This window comes from Janibacter limosus NBRC 16128 (genome assembly GCF_001570985.1).
GTDB classification, from domain to species: domain Bacteria; phylum Actinomycetota; class Actinomycetes; order Actinomycetales; family Dermatophilaceae; genus Janibacter; species Janibacter limosus.
Map to the genome: position 1 here is coordinate 1 of NZ_BCSS01000049.1, position 18,106 is coordinate 18,106.

16 protein-coding genes and 1 pseudogene are annotated in these 18,106 nt (G+C 65.3%); 7 read left to right on the plus strand and 10 right to left on the minus strand.

Features of this window, described 5'->3' with window-relative positions; all coding sequences use genetic code 11:
• Window positions 1-244: 244 nt before the first annotated feature.
• The 3 genes from JLI01S_RS17565 to JLI01S_RS14620 form a co-directional block, all read right to left on the minus strand.
• Window positions 245-604: a DUF411 domain-containing protein gene (locus JLI01S_RS17565; RefSeq protein ID WP_084349469.1), complete on the minus strand. Its 360-nt coding sequence runs from the start codon at window positions 602-604 to the stop codon at window positions 245-247.
• 82 nt (window positions 605-686) lie between these two features.
• Window positions 687-1,622: a cation diffusion facilitator family transporter gene (locus JLI01S_RS14615; RefSeq protein ID WP_068265941.1), complete on the minus strand. Its 936-nt coding sequence runs from the start codon at window positions 1,620-1,622 to the stop codon at window positions 687-689.
• Window positions 1,622-1,999, minus strand: coding sequence for an ArsR/SmtB family transcription factor (locus tag JLI01S_RS14620; RefSeq protein WP_068265943.1), 378 nt, complete (start codon window positions 1,997-1,999; stop codon window positions 1,622-1,624). Before JLI01S_RS14620 ends, JLI01S_RS14615 begins: the two co-directional genes overlap by 1 nt.
• Window positions 2,000-2,084: 85 nt before the next feature.
• Here JLI01S_RS14620 and cmtR point away from each other — a divergent pair, with 85 nt between their 5' ends.
• The 6 genes from cmtR to JLI01S_RS14650 all read left to right on the plus strand — a co-directional run bounded on the left by cmtR (window position 2,085) and on the right by JLI01S_RS14650 (window position 7,178).
• Window positions 2,085-2,465, plus strand: coding sequence for a Cd(II)/Pb(II)-sensing metalloregulatory transcriptional regulator CmtR (gene cmtR / locus JLI01S_RS14625; RefSeq protein ID WP_068265945.1), 381 nt, complete (start codon window positions 2,085-2,087; stop codon window positions 2,463-2,465).
• Window positions 2,466-2,467: 2 nt separating this feature from the next.
• On the plus strand, window positions 2,468-4,432 hold the full coding sequence (locus JLI01S_RS14630; protein WP_068265946.1) for a heavy metal translocating P-type ATPase: 1,965 nt from the start codon (window positions 2,468-2,470) through the stop codon (window positions 4,430-4,432).
• Window positions 4,429-5,073 (plus strand): DsbA family protein, encoded by a 645-nt coding sequence (locus tag JLI01S_RS14635; RefSeq protein ID WP_068265947.1) that lies wholly within the window; start codon window positions 4,429-4,431, stop codon window positions 5,071-5,073. Before JLI01S_RS14630 ends, JLI01S_RS14635 begins: the two co-directional genes overlap by 4 nt.
• Window positions 5,054-5,686, plus strand: coding sequence for a vitamin K epoxide reductase family protein (locus JLI01S_RS14640; RefSeq protein WP_068265949.1), 633 nt, complete (start codon window positions 5,054-5,056; stop codon window positions 5,684-5,686). Before JLI01S_RS14635 ends, JLI01S_RS14640 begins: the two co-directional genes overlap by 20 nt.
• 143 nt (window positions 5,687-5,829) lie before the next feature.
• Window positions 5,830-6,423: a TlpA disulfide reductase family protein gene (locus JLI01S_RS14645; protein ID WP_068265953.1), complete on the plus strand. Its 594-nt coding sequence runs from the start codon at window positions 5,830-5,832 to the stop codon at window positions 6,421-6,423.
• Complete coding sequence (locus tag JLI01S_RS14650; protein ID WP_068265955.1) at window positions 6,420-7,178, plus strand: cytochrome c biogenesis CcdA family protein; 759 nt, start codon at window positions 6,420-6,422, stop codon at window positions 7,176-7,178. Before JLI01S_RS14645 ends, JLI01S_RS14650 begins: the two co-directional genes overlap by 4 nt.
• Before the next feature lie 931 nt (window positions 7,179-8,109).
• Here the strand turns inward: JLI01S_RS14650 and JLI01S_RS17570 are convergent.
• The 7 genes and pseudogenes from JLI01S_RS17570 to JLI01S_RS14675 all read right to left on the minus strand — a co-directional run bounded on the left by JLI01S_RS17570 (window position 8,110) and on the right by JLI01S_RS14675 (window position 16,591).
• Window positions 8,110-8,766: a hypothetical protein gene (locus JLI01S_RS17570; protein WP_245634644.1), complete on the minus strand. Its 657-nt coding sequence runs from the start codon at window positions 8,764-8,766 to the stop codon at window positions 8,110-8,112.
• 564 nt (window positions 8,767-9,330) lie between these two features.
• Window positions 9,331-9,777, minus strand: a pseudogene (locus JLI01S_RS17755) (TniQ family protein); the annotation flags it as partial.
• Entirely contained in the window at window positions 9,758-11,188 is a 1,431-nt protein-coding gene (locus tag JLI01S_RS17050; protein ID WP_157074982.1) for a hypothetical protein, read from the minus strand. The gene JLI01S_RS17050 and the pseudogene JLI01S_RS17755, both read right to left, overlap by 20 nt.
• Window positions 11,185-12,096 carry a TniB family NTP-binding protein gene (locus JLI01S_RS14660; RefSeq protein ID WP_068265961.1) on the minus strand — a complete coding sequence of 304 codons (912 nt, stop codon included), beginning with the start codon at window positions 12,094-12,096 and terminating at the stop codon, window positions 11,185-11,187. The genes JLI01S_RS17050 and JLI01S_RS14660 overlap by 4 nt, the downstream gene beginning before the upstream one ends.
• Before the next feature lie 173 nt (window positions 12,097-12,269).
• Window positions 12,270-14,408 (minus strand): DDE-type integrase/transposase/recombinase, encoded by a 2,139-nt coding sequence (locus tag JLI01S_RS14665; protein ID WP_169797345.1) that lies wholly within the window; start codon window positions 14,406-14,408, stop codon window positions 12,270-12,272.
• Between the two features lie 68 nt (window positions 14,409-14,476).
• Entirely contained in the window at window positions 14,477-15,226 is a 750-nt protein-coding gene (locus JLI01S_RS16780) for a TnsA-like heteromeric transposase endonuclease subunit (protein WP_084349473.1), read from the minus strand.
• Between the two features lie 927 nt (window positions 15,227-16,153).
• Window positions 16,154-16,591, minus strand: a complete 438-nt coding sequence (locus JLI01S_RS14675; RefSeq protein WP_068265967.1) for a MerR family transcriptional regulator — start codon at window positions 16,589-16,591, stop codon at window positions 16,154-16,156.
• A gap of 250 nt (window positions 16,592-16,841) precedes the next feature.
• Between JLI01S_RS14675 and JLI01S_RS14680 the strand changes: the two genes are divergently transcribed.
• Window positions 16,842-18,106, plus strand: a 1,265-nt coding sequence (locus JLI01S_RS14680; protein ID WP_245634645.1) for a SulP family inorganic anion transporter, incomplete at its 3' end; no start/stop codon positions are given.

An 18,106-nucleotide genomic window follows, 5' to 3' on the forward strand; every position in this document is an offset into this window, starting at 1 on the left:
GCTCGTGCATCCGATCGGGTTGCCGAATGAAGGGTTCAAATAGCCCCCCAAATGGCCATAACGCGAAGTTATGGCTGCCCCCCTAAACATAACTAGGCGTTTATATTAGATACGAGACGTCTTGCTCTAATCTTCGCTGCATCTCGACATCAGATGTCGAGAAGCACCGAAGACTGCGTACGACACGCGACCTAGATGGCACGAATCAGGACTTCGCCATCCGGAGTAGAAAGTAGAGCCGAGCTCACAATGACGCCGTGACGGATGACTGCGAATGTTCGCGCGCCTTCCCGGGCCGGACCGGGCTCGAGATGAACGAGCCTCTGAGGGGCGAGATCGGGGTTAAGCCCGTTGGTGCGAAAGCCTTGGTCACCTTGGCAAGGACTCTCGGTTTGCCGTCGGTGAGCAGCAGCACGTCGTAGGGGTCGAACTGGTCACCCTGCTCCATGCCGGGCGTGCCTACGGGCATGGCTGGCACGCTCAAGCCACGGGCGCCCTTCGGTGGGTCGGCCAGGTACTCCAGGACGAAACGCGCTGGAACGTGGCCGACGAAGACGTCGCCGTCGGGGTTGAGCGCGGTGACGCCCAGTGAGCGCCCGGGCAGCCTTGCTCATGGGGCGAGATTGCTGGGCGATTCCCTGCCGTCGACCCGGGGATCTCACACCCCCGGAGGGTGGTAAGTCGCCCTACGTGTGTTGAACCGAGGTGCATGCTCGCTCTCGTATTGCGGTTGTCTCCAGCTGGATGGTGGCATGTTCGAAGGAAACGGGAAAGTGCTCCTTCACACACGAAATGATCTGCTCCAGAATCTGCGGTGCGTGGCCCGACTCGAAGCACTCTTCGTCGATCACGACGTGCGCGGAGATGACGGGTAGGCCAGTGCCGATCGTGGAGGCGTGCAGGTCGTGGACCTCACGAACATGCTCCAGCTCAAGGACATGTGTCCGCACGGCGTCCAGGTCGACGTCCTTCGGGGTGAACTCCATCAGCACCCGCACGGTCTCGCGCAAGAGCTTGTAAGCGCGGGGGAGGATCAAGGCCGCGATGAACAGCCCGGCGATGGTGTCCGCCCGTTGGAACCCCGTGGTGGCGATCACGATGGCGGCCACGATCACCCCGAAGGAACCCAAGGCGTCGTTGAGCACTTCGAGGAATGCCGCGCGCATGTTGAAGTTCGCGTCGCGACTGGAGGACAGGACCACCATCGCGGCGATGTTCGCCGCGAGTCCGATGATGCCGAAGAGCAGCAGTTCCCTGGCTTGGACCTGCGTGGGCTCAACCAGTCGGCGGACCCCTTCGATGGCCGCGTAAGAACCCACCAGCAGCAGCAACACCGCTTGGCCTAGGGCAGCGACGATCTCGATTCGCGCGAAACCCCACGTGCGCTGGCTGCTGGGGGGCCGCAGCATCATGGTGGCCGCGATGACCGCGACCAGCAGGCCGGTGGAGTCCGATAGAGCGTGGGCGGTGTCCGTCAGCAGCGCCAGGCTGCCGGTGACGACGCTACCGATCGCCTGCGCGATGACGATGAACGAGGTGATGCCAAAAGCAATCAGAAGACGGTTGCGCAAGCCACTGCCCGCTTGCCCATTTGCCGGGCCGTGGTGGTGGTCGGATCCCATCAGACCTCCTCGGTCGCACGTTGGTCGTGGTCACGGTGCTCGCGCAGGGACAACGACGCGCCCGACGCTGCCAGTAGCGCATCCGCGCTTTCGAACAGGTCAGACAGTCGGGACGGATCGGCCAACGAGATCCACGACGCCCGGCCCTCGGTCCGCACCCTCACCAGCCCACAGTCCCGCAGGCACGCCAAGTGCTTGCTCACCGTCGACTGAGCAAGGTGCATGTGGTCGACCAGGTCACGGACCCGATGCTCCCCACTGGAGAGGTGCTTCAGGAGCGCCAAGCGCGTGGGCTCGGCCAAGGCATGGAACAAGGCAGCGCAGGCGTCAGACACTTCCATCGCAGCCGGACCTTCAGGCTGGCTATTGATCGTCATGAAGCGATGCTACCGCCATGGAGCGATCAGTTGGCATCCGTTGCTCGACTGGCCCACAAGTCAGTCTTCAATGTATGGTCACTGAATGCTGAATAGTGCTGCTCGACTGGACGTGCTCAATCGATTGGGTAGGGCGATGGCGGACCCGACTCGAGCGCGGATCTTGGTGTCGTTGTTGCAGGACGCGAGCTATCCGGCGCAGTTGGCCCGCGATCTCGATCTGAGCCGCACGAATGTCTCCAATCACCTCGCGTGCCTGCGTGGCTGCGGGATCGTGATCACCGCGCCGGAAGGCCGTCGGACCCGTTACGAGATCGCCGATGCGCATCTGACTCGGGCGTTGGAGTCGTTGATGGACGTGGTTTTGGCGGTCGACGACGGGGTCCCCTGCATGGACGCGAACTGTGACGTGCCGTTGTGCTGCGGGACTACACCTGCGCTGGTTGCCGATGAGCAGAGGGTCTGACGATGAGTGATGTGTGCTGCGGAACGGACGAGCCCGTGACTGAGGATCTCGCGCCGTGGTGGCGTGATCAGGGCTTGGCACTGCCAGCCGCCGCTGGAGTGCTGTGGCTGACCGGACTGCTGCTGGAATTCGGCGGCGCCGAGGGCCTGAGCGTGCTGTCCTACGCGATCGGCTTGGCTGCGGGTGCCTGGACCTTTGCTCCGGCTGCCATCCGCCGCCTAGTCACGGGGCGTGGGCAGGGCCGGCTGGGTGTGGGCCTACTGATGACGATCGCCGGTACAGGCGCCGTCCTGCTAGGGCACCTGGGCGAGGCAGCAGCTCTGGCCTTTCTGTTCTCGATCGCCGAGGCGCTTGAGGACCGCGCCATGGACCGGGCCCGTCACGGGCTGCGGGCGTTGTTGTCCCTGATCCCGGAAACCGCTGTCGTTTCACGAGCGGGAACGGACGAGCGGATCCCCGCCGAGCAGGTCCGGCGGGGCGATGTCCTTCTCGTCGGCGCTGGCGACCGGGTCAGCACGGACGGCGTCGTCGAGGCGGGTCACTCGTGGATGGACACCTCGGCAATCACCGGCGAGTCGATCCCCGTCGAAGTCGCGCCTGGCGACGAGATCGCGGCCGGATCGGTCAACACCTCGGGCACGTTGCGCATCACAGCAGTCGCCGACGGGCGCGACAACTCCCTGACCCAGATGGTCGAGCTCGTCGAGCAGGCTCACGCGGACAAGGGCGAGCGTGCGCGCCTGGCTGACCGCATCGCCCAACCACTCGTCCCATTGGTGCTGCTGGCCGCGGCTTTGATCGCGGCGTACGGGTTCGTCGTGGACGACCCACAGACGTGGATCGAGCGTGCGCTGGTGGTGCTGGTCGCGGCCTCACCCTGCGCCTTGGCGATCGCGGTCCCGGTCACGGTGATCTCAGCGATTGGCTCGGCCAGCAAGTTCGGGGTGATCATCAAGTCCGGAGCAGCCTTCGAGCAACTCGGGACGATCCGCACGGTCGCCTTCGACAAAACAGGCACCCTGACTCGCAACGAGCCCCGGGTGGTGGCCACGCACGCGGCCAACGGTCACACCGACGCGGAGGTGCTCTCCTTGGCAGCGGCACTGGAGGCCACCAGCACCCACCCCCTGGCGGCGGCAGTGGTCGCTGCCTCACCAGATCATCCTGCGGCGAGCGACGTCCACGAGCACGCCGGACACGGCGTCACCGGGTTGGTGGACGGACTCCGGGTACGCGTTGGCAGCCCCCGCTGGGTCGCCCCGAACGACCTGAGCGGGCAGGCCGACGCCATGGCCACCCAAGGCATGAGCCTCATTGTGGTCGAGGTCAACGATCAAGCATGCGGCGTGATCGGCATCCGCGACGAGCTGCGCCCTGAAGCGGCCCAGGCCATCTCCGCCCTGCACCAACAGGGGGTGTCCACCGTGATGCTCACCGGTGACAACACACGCACCGCGCAGGCCATCGCCAGTGAAGCCGGCATCCGACAGGTTCACGCGGAGACCCTGCCCCAGGACAAGGCCGACCACATCCGCGCCTCGATGGCCACGGTCCCGACGGCGATGATCGGCGACGGCATCAACGACGCGCCCGCGCTGGCCACGGCCACCGTCGGTATCGCGATGGGCGCCAGCGGTTCCGCCGCCGCAGTCGAGTCCGCAGACGTTGCCTTCACTGGCCACGACCTGCGGCTGCTGCCACAAGCCCTCGCACATGCCCGCCGCGGACGAGCGATCATGACCCAAAACGTCGTCCTGTCCGTGGCCCTGATCGCGGTCCTCTTCCCGCTCGCTCTGTTCGGCGTGCTGGGTTTGGCCGCGGTCGTGCTGGTCCACGAGGTCGCCGAGGTCATCGTCATCGCCAACGGTTTGCGAGCCATCCGCACCCAGCGCCGTTCCCAGCCTGAGGCCAGAAACGATGACTACTCTGCGCGCCAGCAGCGCCCTTCGATGATTGGAACCCGATGAGCAAGAGCCTGAAACTGTCCATGGCCATGATCGTGGCGGTCCTGGTGGCATTGGTCGCTGCGGTGACGTTCAGCCGGGCCGGCGAAGAAGCGGCACCCACGGGGTCCGGAAGCGGGGCGTCCGCGCCCTTGGTGCGCGATGACAGCCCCCGCCTGACCTCCGGCAAGAAGGCAGTGTTCGTGGAGTACCTCGACTTCGAGTGCGAAGCGTGCGGCGCAGCCCACCCCGTCATGACAGACCTGCGAGAGAAGTACGGCAACGACGTGACCTTCGTGGTGCGATACCTCCCCCTCCACGGAAACTCGATGAACGCGGCACTGGCTGCCGAGGCCGCCCGTGAACAGGGCAAGTTCGAGGAAATGCACGACAAGCTCTTCGAGACGCAGGCCGAGTGGAGCCACTCTGAGTCGTCCAAGGAGAAGACCTTCGAGGGATATGCCCAGGAGCTGGGGCTGGACATGAAGCAGTACCGCGCCAGCCTGAAGGACCCCGCCGCGGCGCAGCGTATCGAGCAGAGCAAGAAGGACGCCCAGGCACTGGGCGTCACCGGCACCCCCACGTTCTTCCTCGACGGCGAAAAGATCGAGCCGACCACCGTCGCCGACTTCGAAACCAAGCTTGATGCCGCAATCGAAGACTGAGCCGACCGTCGTCACTCCGACGGCTGCATTCAACGCACGCGGACTGGGCTGGCTGTACCTCGTCGGGGGCCTGGTCGGGCTGCTCTGCGCCGTCGTGCTGCTCGTGGAGAAGATCGAGCTGCTCAAGAACCCGGAATACGTCCCCTCGTGCAGCATCAACCCGATCCTGTCCTGCGGCTCGGTCATGGTCACCCCGCAGGCAGACGCCTTCGGTATCCCAAATCCGCTTATCGGAGTCGCCGGGTTCGCAGCCCTTGCCATGCTTGGAGCAGTCCTGGTCAGTGGCACGAGCCTTCGGGCATGGTTGTGGGTGGCGACCCAGGCCGCGGTGACCCTCGCGGTGGTGTTCATTCACTGGCTGATCTTCCAGAGTCTGTACGTGATCGGCGCACTGTGTCCCTATTGCATGGTCGTGTGGGTCGTGACCATCGCCGTCTTCTGGCACACCACCATTCACAACCTTCGGCGTCATCAGGGTTCCCTCGTTTCGCCCACGCGCCGCGGTGTGGCGTTGCTCATCGAGTACCGCGCAGCGGTCTTGACCGCTTGGTACCTGGTGATCATCGTGCTCATCGCTATCAGGTTCTGGGACTACTGGGTCACGCTCCTGTGATCACTGACCTGTGGACCGAATCGCCATCACGCCGAGAGGCCGAGCGGCATTTTCCAGCCGCCTCGGCGCTGACGAACGACGACCCCGATACCTTGCCGCGCATCCACGCACGCGCGGCGACGATCTCAGGAGCATGAGACCGAATGACCGCACGTCGCCCCTCCCGCCGAAGTCTCCTCGCCGCGGCCGGTGCTGTCGCTGCCACCGGTGGTCTCGCCGCGTGCTCCTCCTCCGGTGCCAAGGATGAGCAAGACCTCGGCTATCGATCCGGGGACGGCAGCGTGACCGCCTTCGACGAGACCCAGCGCGGCGAACCCGTCGAGCTCGCCGGTGAAACGCTTGACGGCCAGACGTGGGACAGCGCCGATCACCGCGGCCAGGTCGTCGTCGTCAACGTCTGGGCCAGCTGGTGCGGACCCTGCGCCAAAGAAGCCCCACACCTCGTGGCGCTGAACAAGGAGCTGAAGGGGGAGGACGTGGAGCTTGTCGGGATCAACTTCCGGGAGTCCTCCGTGGAGACCGGCAGATCACAAGCCAAGACGTGGGGCTTCACCTGGCCCTCGATCTACGACAAGTCCGGCGCCACCTCGATCGCCATGCAAGGCAAAATGACGACCCAGCCCTCCACCGCTGTCCTCGACCGCCAGGGTCGTATCGCTGCGGTTGTCCTCGGAGCGACCACGCAGTCGACCCTTCAAGGCCTGATCGAGGACACCCTCGCCGAGGAGGGCCGATGATCGTCGCGTTCACGACCGGGCTCAGTGACCAGGTCGCCAGTGGGGCTCTGCCTCTCGCGGCGCTCGTCGCGGCCCTCGCCGGGCTCGTCTCCTTCGCCACGCCCTGCGTGTTACCCCTCGTACCGGGCTATCTCGGCTACGTCACCGGCCTGTCCGACGTAGCACTGGAGAAGCGCAGCCGCGGCCGGATGGTCTTGGGCGCACTGCTGTTCATCCTCGGCTTCACCCTCGTTTTCGTTCTTGCCTCGATGTTCGTCGCCACCGCCGGCCGCGCGCTCGTTGAGCACCGAGAGCTACTGATGCGCATCGGTGGCGTAGTGGTGATTCTCATGGCCCTTGTCTTCCTCGGCGCCGGTTCGCAGCGGACCTTCCGACTGCCGATCAAGCCCGCCACCGGCCTGGCCGGGGCCCCTGTCCTCGGAGCCGTCTTCGGTCTGGGCTGGGCGCCCTGCATGGGCCCTACCCTCGCGGCGGTCCTCGCGCTCAACCTCGCCAGCGACGCCTCGATCACCCGAGCTGTCGTTCTCGCCGTGGCCTACTGCCTCGGGCTCGGCCTTCCCTTCATCCTCATCGCCGCGGCCTACGAGCGATGGGCCCCGGTCTCGTCGTGGCTGCAACGACACCAGCGCGCGATCCAGGTCGTCGGCGCAACCCTGCTAATCATCGTCGGGACACTCCTGCTCACCGGCGGATGGGATGCGATCGTCCAGCGGCTGCAAACCAGACTCATCAGCGACTGGGAAGTGCCCCTCTGATGTGAAGGAGCGTTGCCCACTGATGTCCGCCAAGGTCTCCAGAGCCTCGTTGTCGACGCCGGCCTCGCGGTGGCCATAAAGCGCTTGACCAGGAGTCCTGCGATCGACGCTGGGGCTTGGCCGGCGGTTTCGGTGACCAGCCAGGAGGGGGGTGGGGTGGCGCGCATGGGGCTTGCGGGAGTTTCGGAACAGTAGTGAGATGGAGGGGGCAAGTCTCCGAGGCGACGAAGCATGCAGAAGTCGAACTGACGGCCGGTGAAGGCGTCGTCCGTGAGGCCCCTCACAACCGATGACGTATGTCTTCGTCATCTTGCCTGAGCCCTGCCATCCCTATGGCCTTGGGTCGCTGCTCCCTTTAGATCTCATGAAGCCCGAAGCGATTACCCCCTTCGACGTCGGCGCCGGCGCCGACCCCAAATGACGTCTGCACGCTCCTGACGACCGGGAAGCGTCAAGCTGCCTGCCCCGTCGTGGTGCATCAAGTCCGCAGCCTCGGCGAGATCCATCCCCGAGTCGACCAGTTTCTTCAAGCTGGTCGAGTCGCCATCTAAGGACACGTATGCGGGTGTGCGAGGGGCCGTAGCGGAAGCGGCCCAAACAGTGGCTGATGCCGTAGACCCTCTCGAGTGTGATCCCAAGCCGGTCCGCGATGGAGCGGACGGTGATGAGGAGTGTCCGTGTTTGGGGCGCTTCCCAGTGCTCACCGATTCGCATCACCGCCACCGGTGCTGTCACTTGCGCGACTCATCTCGCTCTACGCGCTCAGCGGCTATCCGCACTGCACGAACGTCCTCCCGAAGATCCCAGAACGCCGCAAAGAACTCACGCCCATCAGCAGTTTCGTGCGCGCCCCGATGCGACGCGCAGAGAACGCAAGGCTCGCCTCCATACGAAGGCGAGCTGCCGCCGCACAGCCCTGTGCGCTTGACCTTCATGCGCGACTCTCCATCGCCCGCGACAGTGCGGTCTGCTGATCGGGGGTAAGGCTCTGCGCGAACCGGCGGTAGTAGGCGCGACCTCGAGCGTCGAGCGTTCGCGGTGCGCCGGGGCTGGTGGATATGTGCCCGTGGGCGGTGACGGTCCACAGCCAGGTGACGACATGCGTCTTGCTGGAAGGTCGCGTGCCGAGACGATGCTCTTGGACCCAGGTGGTGAACCAGTCATCGGTCCGCTCGAGGTCCCGCACTCGTTGTTCGCCGACTCGATAGTTGCGGTCGGGCAGGTGACTCGCGAGGTCCATGAGCGCGTCGACGAAGCGGCTTGGGACGGTCTTCATGGAGGAGGTGCACGTCTGAGCTGTCCTGCGTCCAATCTCGGGGTTCAGACCGAGGGCCTGCGCGGCGTGGCTCCACGTGTCGACACCGGGGTGGGCACGCGCCAAGCACAGCGCGGCGAAGGTTCGCACGTTCTCACGCCGAGCTCCGCACATCCCGATCAGATATCTGTCGTACAGGTCCTGCGGGATGACCTGCGGGATGTCCTCCAACCGACGGGGTACGGCCTCTATGTCGTCGAGTGCTCGGGACAGTCGCCGTCGGGGCGCATGTGCGGCCATGACGAGATGGGTCGCGAGTGGGTCGGGGACCATGTGGTCGCCTACCCAACCGAGGAAGCCGTCAGGGGTGCGAGGAATTGCTCCTGCCCATGGGTCGAGCAGGCGGGCCGCAGCATGGAGGTCGTCCGCGCCGAGGATCTCGTCGGCGGTGGTGAGTACGCGTGACCTGACGGCGGGGTCGTGCGGTGGCGCTAGTCCCCACCGAGGGGCTCGTTCGATCGTGCCCAGTGAGGAGCCTTGGTTGAGCCTTCGCGCCCACGGGGGCATGCGTTGTGGGCCCGTCGCGACCGTAGAGATGTGCAGGAGAAGAACGGTCAGGCTGCGCAGCGCCCGGTGATAGGCCCCCGCGCAGGTCTCATGGCCGAAGACCGTCGCTACCCCGTCGACCATCGCTCGGTCGTATCTTTCCTGCCGCCCGACGCACGCGGGGTCGGCCCTCTTCGCAGTAAGCGTGGTGAGCTCCGTGCGGCAGTGTCGGCCACGGGCACCGTCGGGGTTGCCGCATACGAGTGAGGCACCGACCAGGCGGATGAAACCGTGCCCTGCTGTGCGAAATGGCTTGTTGCAGCCAGGACAGGTGCCGATGAGATAGCGCCGGTGCTTGGTACAGACCGTCGTGGTTGGCAGCCGCCAGGCGAGCTGCCAGCCACTGGTCTCCTTGAGGCATCGGGGGCACATCTGACTGCTGTTACCGGGAAGCCATCCACGGCCCGCGACGGTCCGGTAACTCGCTTGGTTGTGGGGATCGAGCCCGCTTAGATCGAGTGCTGCGCCGTCGAAGTGCTTCAACGTCGCGTGCTTGAGTTGCTCGCCGGGCTGGCCGGTGAGCGCTGTGAGACTTCGTAGGGTCGCTTCTGTCGGAGCGAGCATGAGGAACCGGGTGGTGTCGGCCGCTCTCGTGATCTTCTTCGCCAACTCGAAGGGAGTCATGTGATTGGCGGCGGCGACGTGCTCGAGGTAGGAGTCCAGTGCTTGTCCGGGGTGGATAGCTGGGCGTTGCGGTAGGCGTTGGACCGTGTGGGGTTCATCCAGTGCTGCGCTCACGACGCTGCCCCCTTGGCTCAGTAGATGGTTGATCGGCGATCTGCTCGGTGCGCTCCTGCCACCACTCGCGCAGGGTCAATCGACCTTCGGGATTGAGGAGGCGGTCGAAGCGGCGGATCGCCCGTTCCGACATGGCCGGGTACGGCCCTCCGGCAAGACGTCCTTGAGTCGCGTCCAGCCAGACCCAAGCGGCGGCTATCTCCGTCGGTCGAGTGACTGCCAGGCACTGCGGCGGCAGTGCAGTCAGAGCAGATCTCGGCACAGCGGTCAGTGAGCGCAGTTCACCGCGCAGCCGTTCGAGGTCGAGGAGACCTTCGCTGTGGAGCACGGATGCGTGGGCCGCGAAATGGGTCCACATGTGGCGATTGCGGATCATCCGCGTTGCCAGACGCAGGACGCGATCAGTTGTCTTGTGGCCCTGCCGCTCGACCACCCGGGCCGCGGTCATGGTTGCTCCGGTGGAAAGGGAGTGCACGACTGCAGCCATGGCGATGGCCTGTGCTGCTCGGGTGGTCTGCAGATGCCGAGGCAGAACGATGGAGTCGCCCTGGTGACGGATGGTCGTGGGGATGTGCGAGAACCGAAGGCCGTGAAGGTTCGCAAGGCGTCGCAGCTCGTCGGCCGCTCGCTGTTGGGCTTCTGCCGGCAGTTCGCCCGTCTTGGGCGGGGCCCAGGTCTCGCTCATGTAGGCCACGTTGTCGAGGTGCCTGCTGGTTTCTGAGGGAGTGGCCGATGGCTGCCAAGTCAATGCCATGAGTTCTGCGGTCAGAGCTGGGGGGCGTGCGGGCAGGATCTGCCCAGGCTCTGCGTGATTGGCAGTGAAGCTCATGACGCGCTCTCGCCACTCGGTCGCTTCTCCTGGGAGGAGGGCGGGCCAGTTGCGCCACAGTGCCCATTCCTGAGCCTTCATCAGGGACTCGAGCCGTGCGAGCCGCTCGCGGGCTGGACGGGATCGTCGCGCTCTCGCGACGGTCTGCAGGACTTCGGTCTGGACGTCGCTCAGGACCGTTGGCGGTTGTAAAGGGTGCGGGTCGTGCTGGTCCGCTAGGAGAACATTGCAGCGGGGACACAACACGGTCATTGCTAACCGGGCAGCGACGGTGTCGACCTCGCATTCGGGGCACTTGGCGGGCACGCCGCTGTATCGACGTCCGGTCATGGTCCTGGCCGGCTTGGCCGCGGCAAAGGCCGTGGTGAGCGCGGCCTCTCGTAAACGCTCCACCGTAGTTTCCGTTTGGAATGCGGCCGCCTCCAGCTGAGAGCTCGATGGGGTCTCCCAGACCTGTGCGTGCCGTCTGGTCCCGGTGAGCTCGATGAAGGTGAGATTGTTCGCCGTGGCGCACCGCTGAAGGTAGGCCGCGATGTCTTCGTGGTTCTCGATGCGGGGTCGGATCGGCAGCCGGGCAGTCATGACACTCGCTTCCGCCGGGAAGTGGCGACGGGTTGCGCCGCAGGTGGTGTCCCGGGGGTGCCTTGCAGGAGTCGCTCCCCATCGAGCGCCCTTTGGCTCAGCTGCACTTCGCTGATGTCGTGTGGCTCGAGTCGAGTGCGGCCATCTCGCAGAGCACGGAAGGTTGCGCCCGCCAGGAGTGTGCTGACGTCGCCGACGAAGCCTTGAGTGCGCTTGTAGATCTGGCCAGCCAACTTCGTGGGTAGGCAGTCCTGCGGCAGGTCAGGCAGGTACGGCCGAAGACGGTCCTCGGCTTCTGCAAGGAGTTGCTGCCACTGGCCCATGTCCTCTGGGGTGGTGAGCGTGTACGGCGCGAGTCGGTGCTCATAGAGGCGGCCGCGGATCTGTGGGTCCATCAGCGCTGGGCCGCCGGTCAGGTTCGCGCCGACGAGCACCAAGGTGCCTCCGAGTTCGCCGAGTTCGGTGTTGATCTGTTTCAGGGCGTCGAGAGTTTCTCGGCCGGTGATGCTCGAGGTGTGCAGCATGTGGGCGTCGTCGACAATGACCAGCCGGACGCGGTGGTCACGCAAGGCGTTCGTGGTTCGCAGAGTGACCTCGCTGGTTGACCCGCGACTGGGGTACCCGATGAAGGACAGGATGGCTCCGTGGACGTCCTTGGCCTTACTGCGTGCCATGAGGGTGACGTAGATGATCGGGACGAAGTCGAACCGAGTCCCGGCAGCGTCTTGCCACTCCGGCAGGTCACTCGTTGCGGCATCACCAGCCCACGTCCGGTAGTGGACTCGCGCCCAGCGCTTGATGAGGCTGCTCTTTCCCACGGCAAAGGGGGCGCTCAGGCTGAGGATCGTGCGCGCTCCCTCCGGCTCGGACTCGACTTCAGCCAGAGCCCGATCCAAGTCACAGGCCACGAGCGCGTGCTTCGGCGACTCAAGGCTCTGTCCACGTATATGCCGACGGACCTCGTCGGCGTAACTCGCGCGGTCCTCGCTACTTCTCGACGTGAGAGTGCGCTGCGTCAATGACTTGGGGGCCGGGTGCGCTCGGGCTCGGGCTTGCTGGTGCCACCGCAGAGAGTCCATGGCTACGGCTTGCCTCGGTAGTCGGGCCAAGGGGCGTCCCAGTCGAAGTCTCCAGGCGTCTGGCTCTCGGGGGTGGGGAAGGCCAGGACCTGACCAGTAGGCGATGTCTCCTTGGGATCCTTCGAAGGTGAGGGTGTCCGGCCTTCGACCATCTGACGGGCGGCCTCGGCCTCACTATGGTCGAGCAGCGCCCGCTCATGTCGCAGGTGAGCCGTGGCCAGTTGAGCCCGCCATTCTTCAGTGCTCGCGGGAGTCGTCAGCTCCGTGATGGCGTCGACGATCTCGAGCATGGTGCCCCGTCGGCTCAGAGCCGCGTTGCCGCCTCGGCGGGCGATGAGCTGACGGGCTCGCTGGACGACGGTGTCGGTCAGCGGTGCATCGACCAGGTGGGCCTGTCGCCAGCGCAACTCGTGGATGCGGCCGTCCGTGCGGGAGCGGTGCCACAAGCGGGTTCGATCGTGCGGGTCGTAGAAGAAGGGGACCTTGTTGTCGCGGGCACGGAATGTGCGGGGCGCGAGGCCGGTCAGTTCATGCATCACGGGGCCGTCGTAGGTCAGGCCCCGGTACTCGATCCCCGCGTTGCCGGGCGTGAGCCACCGGATGGGCAGGAACTGGAAGATCAGGTCCGGATGCTGCGGCACCAGGATCCGTCCCGTGACCTCGGAGAGCATGTCGAAGCGCTCCAAGGGAGTGAACCGGCCACCTTCGAGTCCGGGGAGGGCGATCCCTTCGTGGTGGTTGCGGTGGTAATCCAACGCGATGAAGCGATGGAGGTGCTGCTGGAGCTCACGAGCGGTCAGGAGTGGCTCGAACGCCTCGTGACCGACGTAGCGCCCTCGCTCCTGAACGTTGCGACCTTTGAATCCGGGGATCTGTTGGTACGCGCGTTGCAGGGTCTCGTGCCATCGCTCGATATGCGCATTGTCCGTGGGGTGTCCCACGCGTGAGGTGAGCAGGTCGACCCCGAGATCGGTCATCACGGCTCGCAGGTGGGTGCTCAGGAAGATCGAGCCGTTGTCGGCCCGGATCGACTTCGGGGTCACGCCCGGTTTGATGTGTGTGCCGTCGAGCGTCCTTTCGGTCTTCAAGGCTGGGCGGTGGGCGACCAGCGGGTGGGATGAGAAGTCCAGCGATGCTGGGATGCCACACCAGCGGAAGTCATCGATGGTGGTGCCGTCTACCTTCATGGAGAAGGGGCGCATCGCGTCGTACAGGGCCATTCCGACCTCAACCGCGTTGGCGGAACGGGGCACAACGCGGCAGGCAACGATCACCCGGGTGGGTACCGAGATGACGCTGATGATCTCCACCGAGTACGGGCGTCCGTTTAGTTCGTCCCACACCAGCCCGTCCGCTCGGGTCACGTCCACCGCGAGGTGGCCGGGGTGCGTATCCGGATAACTGGCATGACCGCGCTGTCTCCGCATGCGGGCGCTCTTGTGCTGGCGCGTGCCCGATCCGAGTGCCGCATATCTCGAGGAGAGGTACTGCTGCGTCAATCTCTGCGGGAGGCGCAGGTCGCTGATGCCCTCGCGCTTCAAGCGAACGTGGACCCTGCGTTCGAGCTCCTTCAGATTGATCTGACTGACGGAACCATCGAACTGAGCGAGCTCCTCATCAACGATGCGAGCCAAGGCAGGGTCGATGACCTCGAAACCCTTTCGGCCTCGGGAGCGGCGACCGTCGACAAGTCCCCGTAGGCCCTGCTTCCGCCACTCCGTGATCCAGTTCCAGATGGCACGCTCAGACACCTCGGTGCTGCGCAGTGCGCTGCTGAGGACCCGCCGCCCCAGCTCCCGGTCACGCTCGCGCTCCAGTGACAACTGGCGGGCCATCGCTTGAATTCGCTGGTTCTCCGTGGCTCCGTAGCCCTCGCCAAAGGGATGGAAGGGCTCACCAGGCTGGGCAAGCTCGCTGATCCCAGACCGGTATCCCGTCAGGATCTCGAGGACGACCTCCAGGCGAACCATCGCCTCGGACCGGGCATCTCCGCTCAGTGAGCTCCACCACGGTTCGAGCGAATCGTGCAAAGCAGTGATCTTGCCGTTCACCGCGGTCTGCGCCGTCAGGTCGGACCACAACACGCTCTGGTCGTTGCCGGCCACGTCTCGGAGGACCACGCCGTGACGTTCGATCGTCATCACGACAGCTGGCCCTGTCGCCTGCAGGACCCTCATGCCCACAGTGAGCTCCACGCGCGCGGATCCGCTCATGACGCATCAGCCTTCGCGCTCGGCCGGAGTCTGGTCGTGGCGCTGAAGGGCTCATCGAGGTCACACTCGACCACACCCTGGCGCACTGCATGCCACACCGCGGAGACCATGTGTCCACCCCCAGCGTCGACCTCTACAACCTTGCCGAGAGTGAAGTCGTCCCCTGCTTCGGAGATCAACGTCCGGAGCGACTCTTCGTACCAGGGCATCAGGCGGCGATATCCGTCGAGCCACATGAGGTTGCTCCGCCGGGTGACACTCATGCCGGAGAAGACTCTGTGGCTCCACCCGAACTCGGCACACGCACCCTCGGCCTCCCTGACCTGTCCCCAAAAGGCTTCGTCTTGCTTCGCCGCCGGACGGACCGCCCAGAGCGTCACCGCCCCTTCCGTCGTCAGACTCAACAGATCGGGGACCTGACCTGGGTTCTTGCTCCTGTCCGCACGGGCCCGGAGCCGCGCTGGTTGCGGTACCAGCCACGTGACATCGGGATCGCGGTCGAGATCCCGGAGAAGGTCGTGCTCGAGGCCCGACTCGAGTCGGACATGCCCCCGCACGGTCGTTGAGTAGGCCCAGGTCGGGACGTGGCCCGCACCGCTGCGACTGCGGATCGAGCGCGCACTGCGCAGGATCTTGACGTCGGGCGGTGCAAGGCCAACCCAAGGGATGACCCCGCCTCCCAGATCGAACGACCAAAGAGCTTCACCGGGGTGACCCTCGGCGCCCCCGCGGATAGAATTGGGCATGACGAGTCCTTCGCTTGACTAAGGCATCAGGACTCGTCCCGAGGGCGTACCCGCTGCAACGGGTGCGCCCTCAACGCGCTCCGTCCGAGGAGACGGTCCAAGAGCCACCCTAGTTCGCTATGACGCGGTCGACAATCCCTGGGCGCACATTTCCCGATCACCCCGGGTGGGGTCGAACTCTGGGAGCAGGCCCCCTCATCAGCCGACTCCTGTGTTGCATAGTGTCAACACAAATCATTAATGCCCCTGTGCGGACAGAAAAGGTGCACATTTTCCGATGTGTAGAATCAGCGCGATGGCCGAGATGACCCCGTCGCACAGGGACGACTCCCAGTCCAGTCCATCGACGGGCAGCTTGAAAGACAAGCGCGCATGAACGGAAATGGGGCACTGATGGACTCCGACAACCAGCGACGCTGCGACAACCCCGACTGCCGTGAGGTGGTCTCCTGGCGGGAAGGGCGTGGCCGGCCCCCACGCAACTGCAGCGATCGATGTCGACAGCGAATGATCACGCGACGCCGTCGACTGCTCACGCAGGCTCAAGAGCTCAGAAGGCTCCTCGACTCCAGCCCGACCTTCAGGCGCGAGCGGCAACTCAAGTCGGACCTGTCGCGGACGGAGTGGCTACTCTCCGCATTTCCGGGCGACAACGCGGGCGATCAAAGCCCCCCGCCTTAAGCCGGCAGGAGCAGGCACGTCTTGCGTCTGGTCCTGCGAAGCCACTTGTCCGGACACCACAGAATCCGATCACACAGGCACCCTGAAACGAGGAATCTGATAACAACCCGATCGAGGATTCTGAGCACTGACATCCGCGGGGCCGCGTCACCGGTGCACTTGGGCGAACAAGCCAGTCCAACGCGAAGGGGAGCGACGATGACCGCCCCCGAGAGGGTGTAATTCGCATAGTGCTTCAGGGGGCAGTTACCTCGGTGCGTGCCCATTGGTAGGTGGCAGCCCCGCCACCTGTGCGTCCAAGGTGCTCGTGAACTCTTCAGCGCGACTGATGGTCTGCCGTAGGTCGGTGATTCTGCGCTGGGCCTTGGTGTGGATGGCCCTGACTGTTTCGTGTGCGGACGCACTTTCGCTGTGGGTCTGGAGCGCGTCCAGGGCTTCGAGCAATTGGCCCATTTCTTCGACTGTGAAGCCGAGAGGTTTCATGGGCTTGATCAGCAGTAGTCGCTTGATGTCAGCCTCCTCGTAGAGGCGGAAGCCGCCATCTGTGCGCGCGGAGGGACTGATCAAGCCCATTTCCTCGTAGTAGCGAATCGTGCGGTGCGACAGGCCGGTTCGCTCGACGACTTCACCGATGTGGACGCGATCGACGCGCGTGGGTTCATCCCGTTCCTGGTCACCGGACATGGCCGGAACGCTACCTTCCGGCGGCGCAGGTGACGCCCCCACGGCCGTCCCAACTCTGACGTTGCGTTAGAGTTGAGTCCGTGCTGCGGTGACAAATCGCTCGCCACCCTACTTTCAGCCCGGTGCGCTGCTTGACAGCGCCATCCCTCTCGACGCCGCCGTCGAGTCACATGACTTCGGCCCATCTTCCCTCACGTAAAGGACCCCCGTGCCTGAACCCTCCGTCGCAACCCTGCCCACCGGCCCCGAGATCTCCGCCGTACCCGAGGCCGGCGAACGCGAGACGTCGACCCGCGCTGCCCTGCGCAACCCCCGCCGATTGCGGACCGAGATCCTCGCTGGCCTCGTGGTGGCCCTGGCCCTGATCCCCGAGGCGATCTCCTTCTCCATCATCGCCGGCGTCGATCCGCGCGTGGGGCTGTTCTCCAGCTTCATCATGGCCATCACCATGGCCGTCGTTGGTGGCCGCCCGGCGATGATCACCGGCGCCACCGGTGCCATTGCCCTGGTCATCGCACCCGTCGCCAAAGAACATGGCCTGGACTACTTCCTGGCCACCGTGATCCTCGCCGGCGTGCTCCAGATCGTGCTGTCGCTGCTGGGTGTGGCCAAGCTGATGCGCTTCATCCCCCGGATGGTCATGGTCGGGTTCGTCAACGCCTTGGCCATCCTCATCTTCACTGCGCAGCTGCCCTACCTGCTCGGCGTTCCCTGGCTGGTGTACCCGATGGTTGCGTTGGGCATCCTCGTCATGGTGGCCCTTCCCCGGCTGACGACTCTCGTGCCAGCGCCTCTGGTGGCAATCGTCGCGATCACCGCCTTGGTGTGGGCTGGCGGGTGGAGCCTGCCGGACGTCTCCGACCAGGGCGAGCTGCCCAAGTCGCTGCCGCAGCTGTTCCTGCCGGACGTGCCCCTGACCCTGGAGACCCTGCAGATCATCGCCCCCTTCGCTCTGGCGATGGCCTTGGTCGGCCTTCTGGAGTCGCTCATGACGGCCAAGCTTGTCGACGGCATCACCGACACCCACTCGGACAAGACCCGCGAGTCGTGGGGGCTGGGCGTGGCCAACATGGCCTCTGGTCTCTTCGGTGGCATGGGTGGCTGCGCGATGATCGGCCAGACGATGATCAACGTCAAGGTCTCGGGTGCGCGCACGCGGATCTCCACGTTCTTGGCCGGCGCCATCCTGCTCGCGCTCGTCCTCGGCGCCGGGCCGCTGGTGGGGATGATCCCGATGGCTGCCCTGGTGGCGGTGATGATCATGGTCTCGATCGCCACGCTGGACTGGCACAGCATCCACCCGGCCACCCTGCGACGGATGCCGCGAGCCGAGACCATCGTCATGGCCCTGACCGTCTTGGTCACCGTGTTCACCCATAACCTCGCCTACGGGGTCATCGTGGGTGTCGTGGCCGCCATGGTGGCCTTCGCTCGTCGCGTGGCGCACTTCGCCTACGTCGACCGGATCGTTGACACGGACGTCGACGGTGACGGGGAGCCCGATGTGCGGGTCTA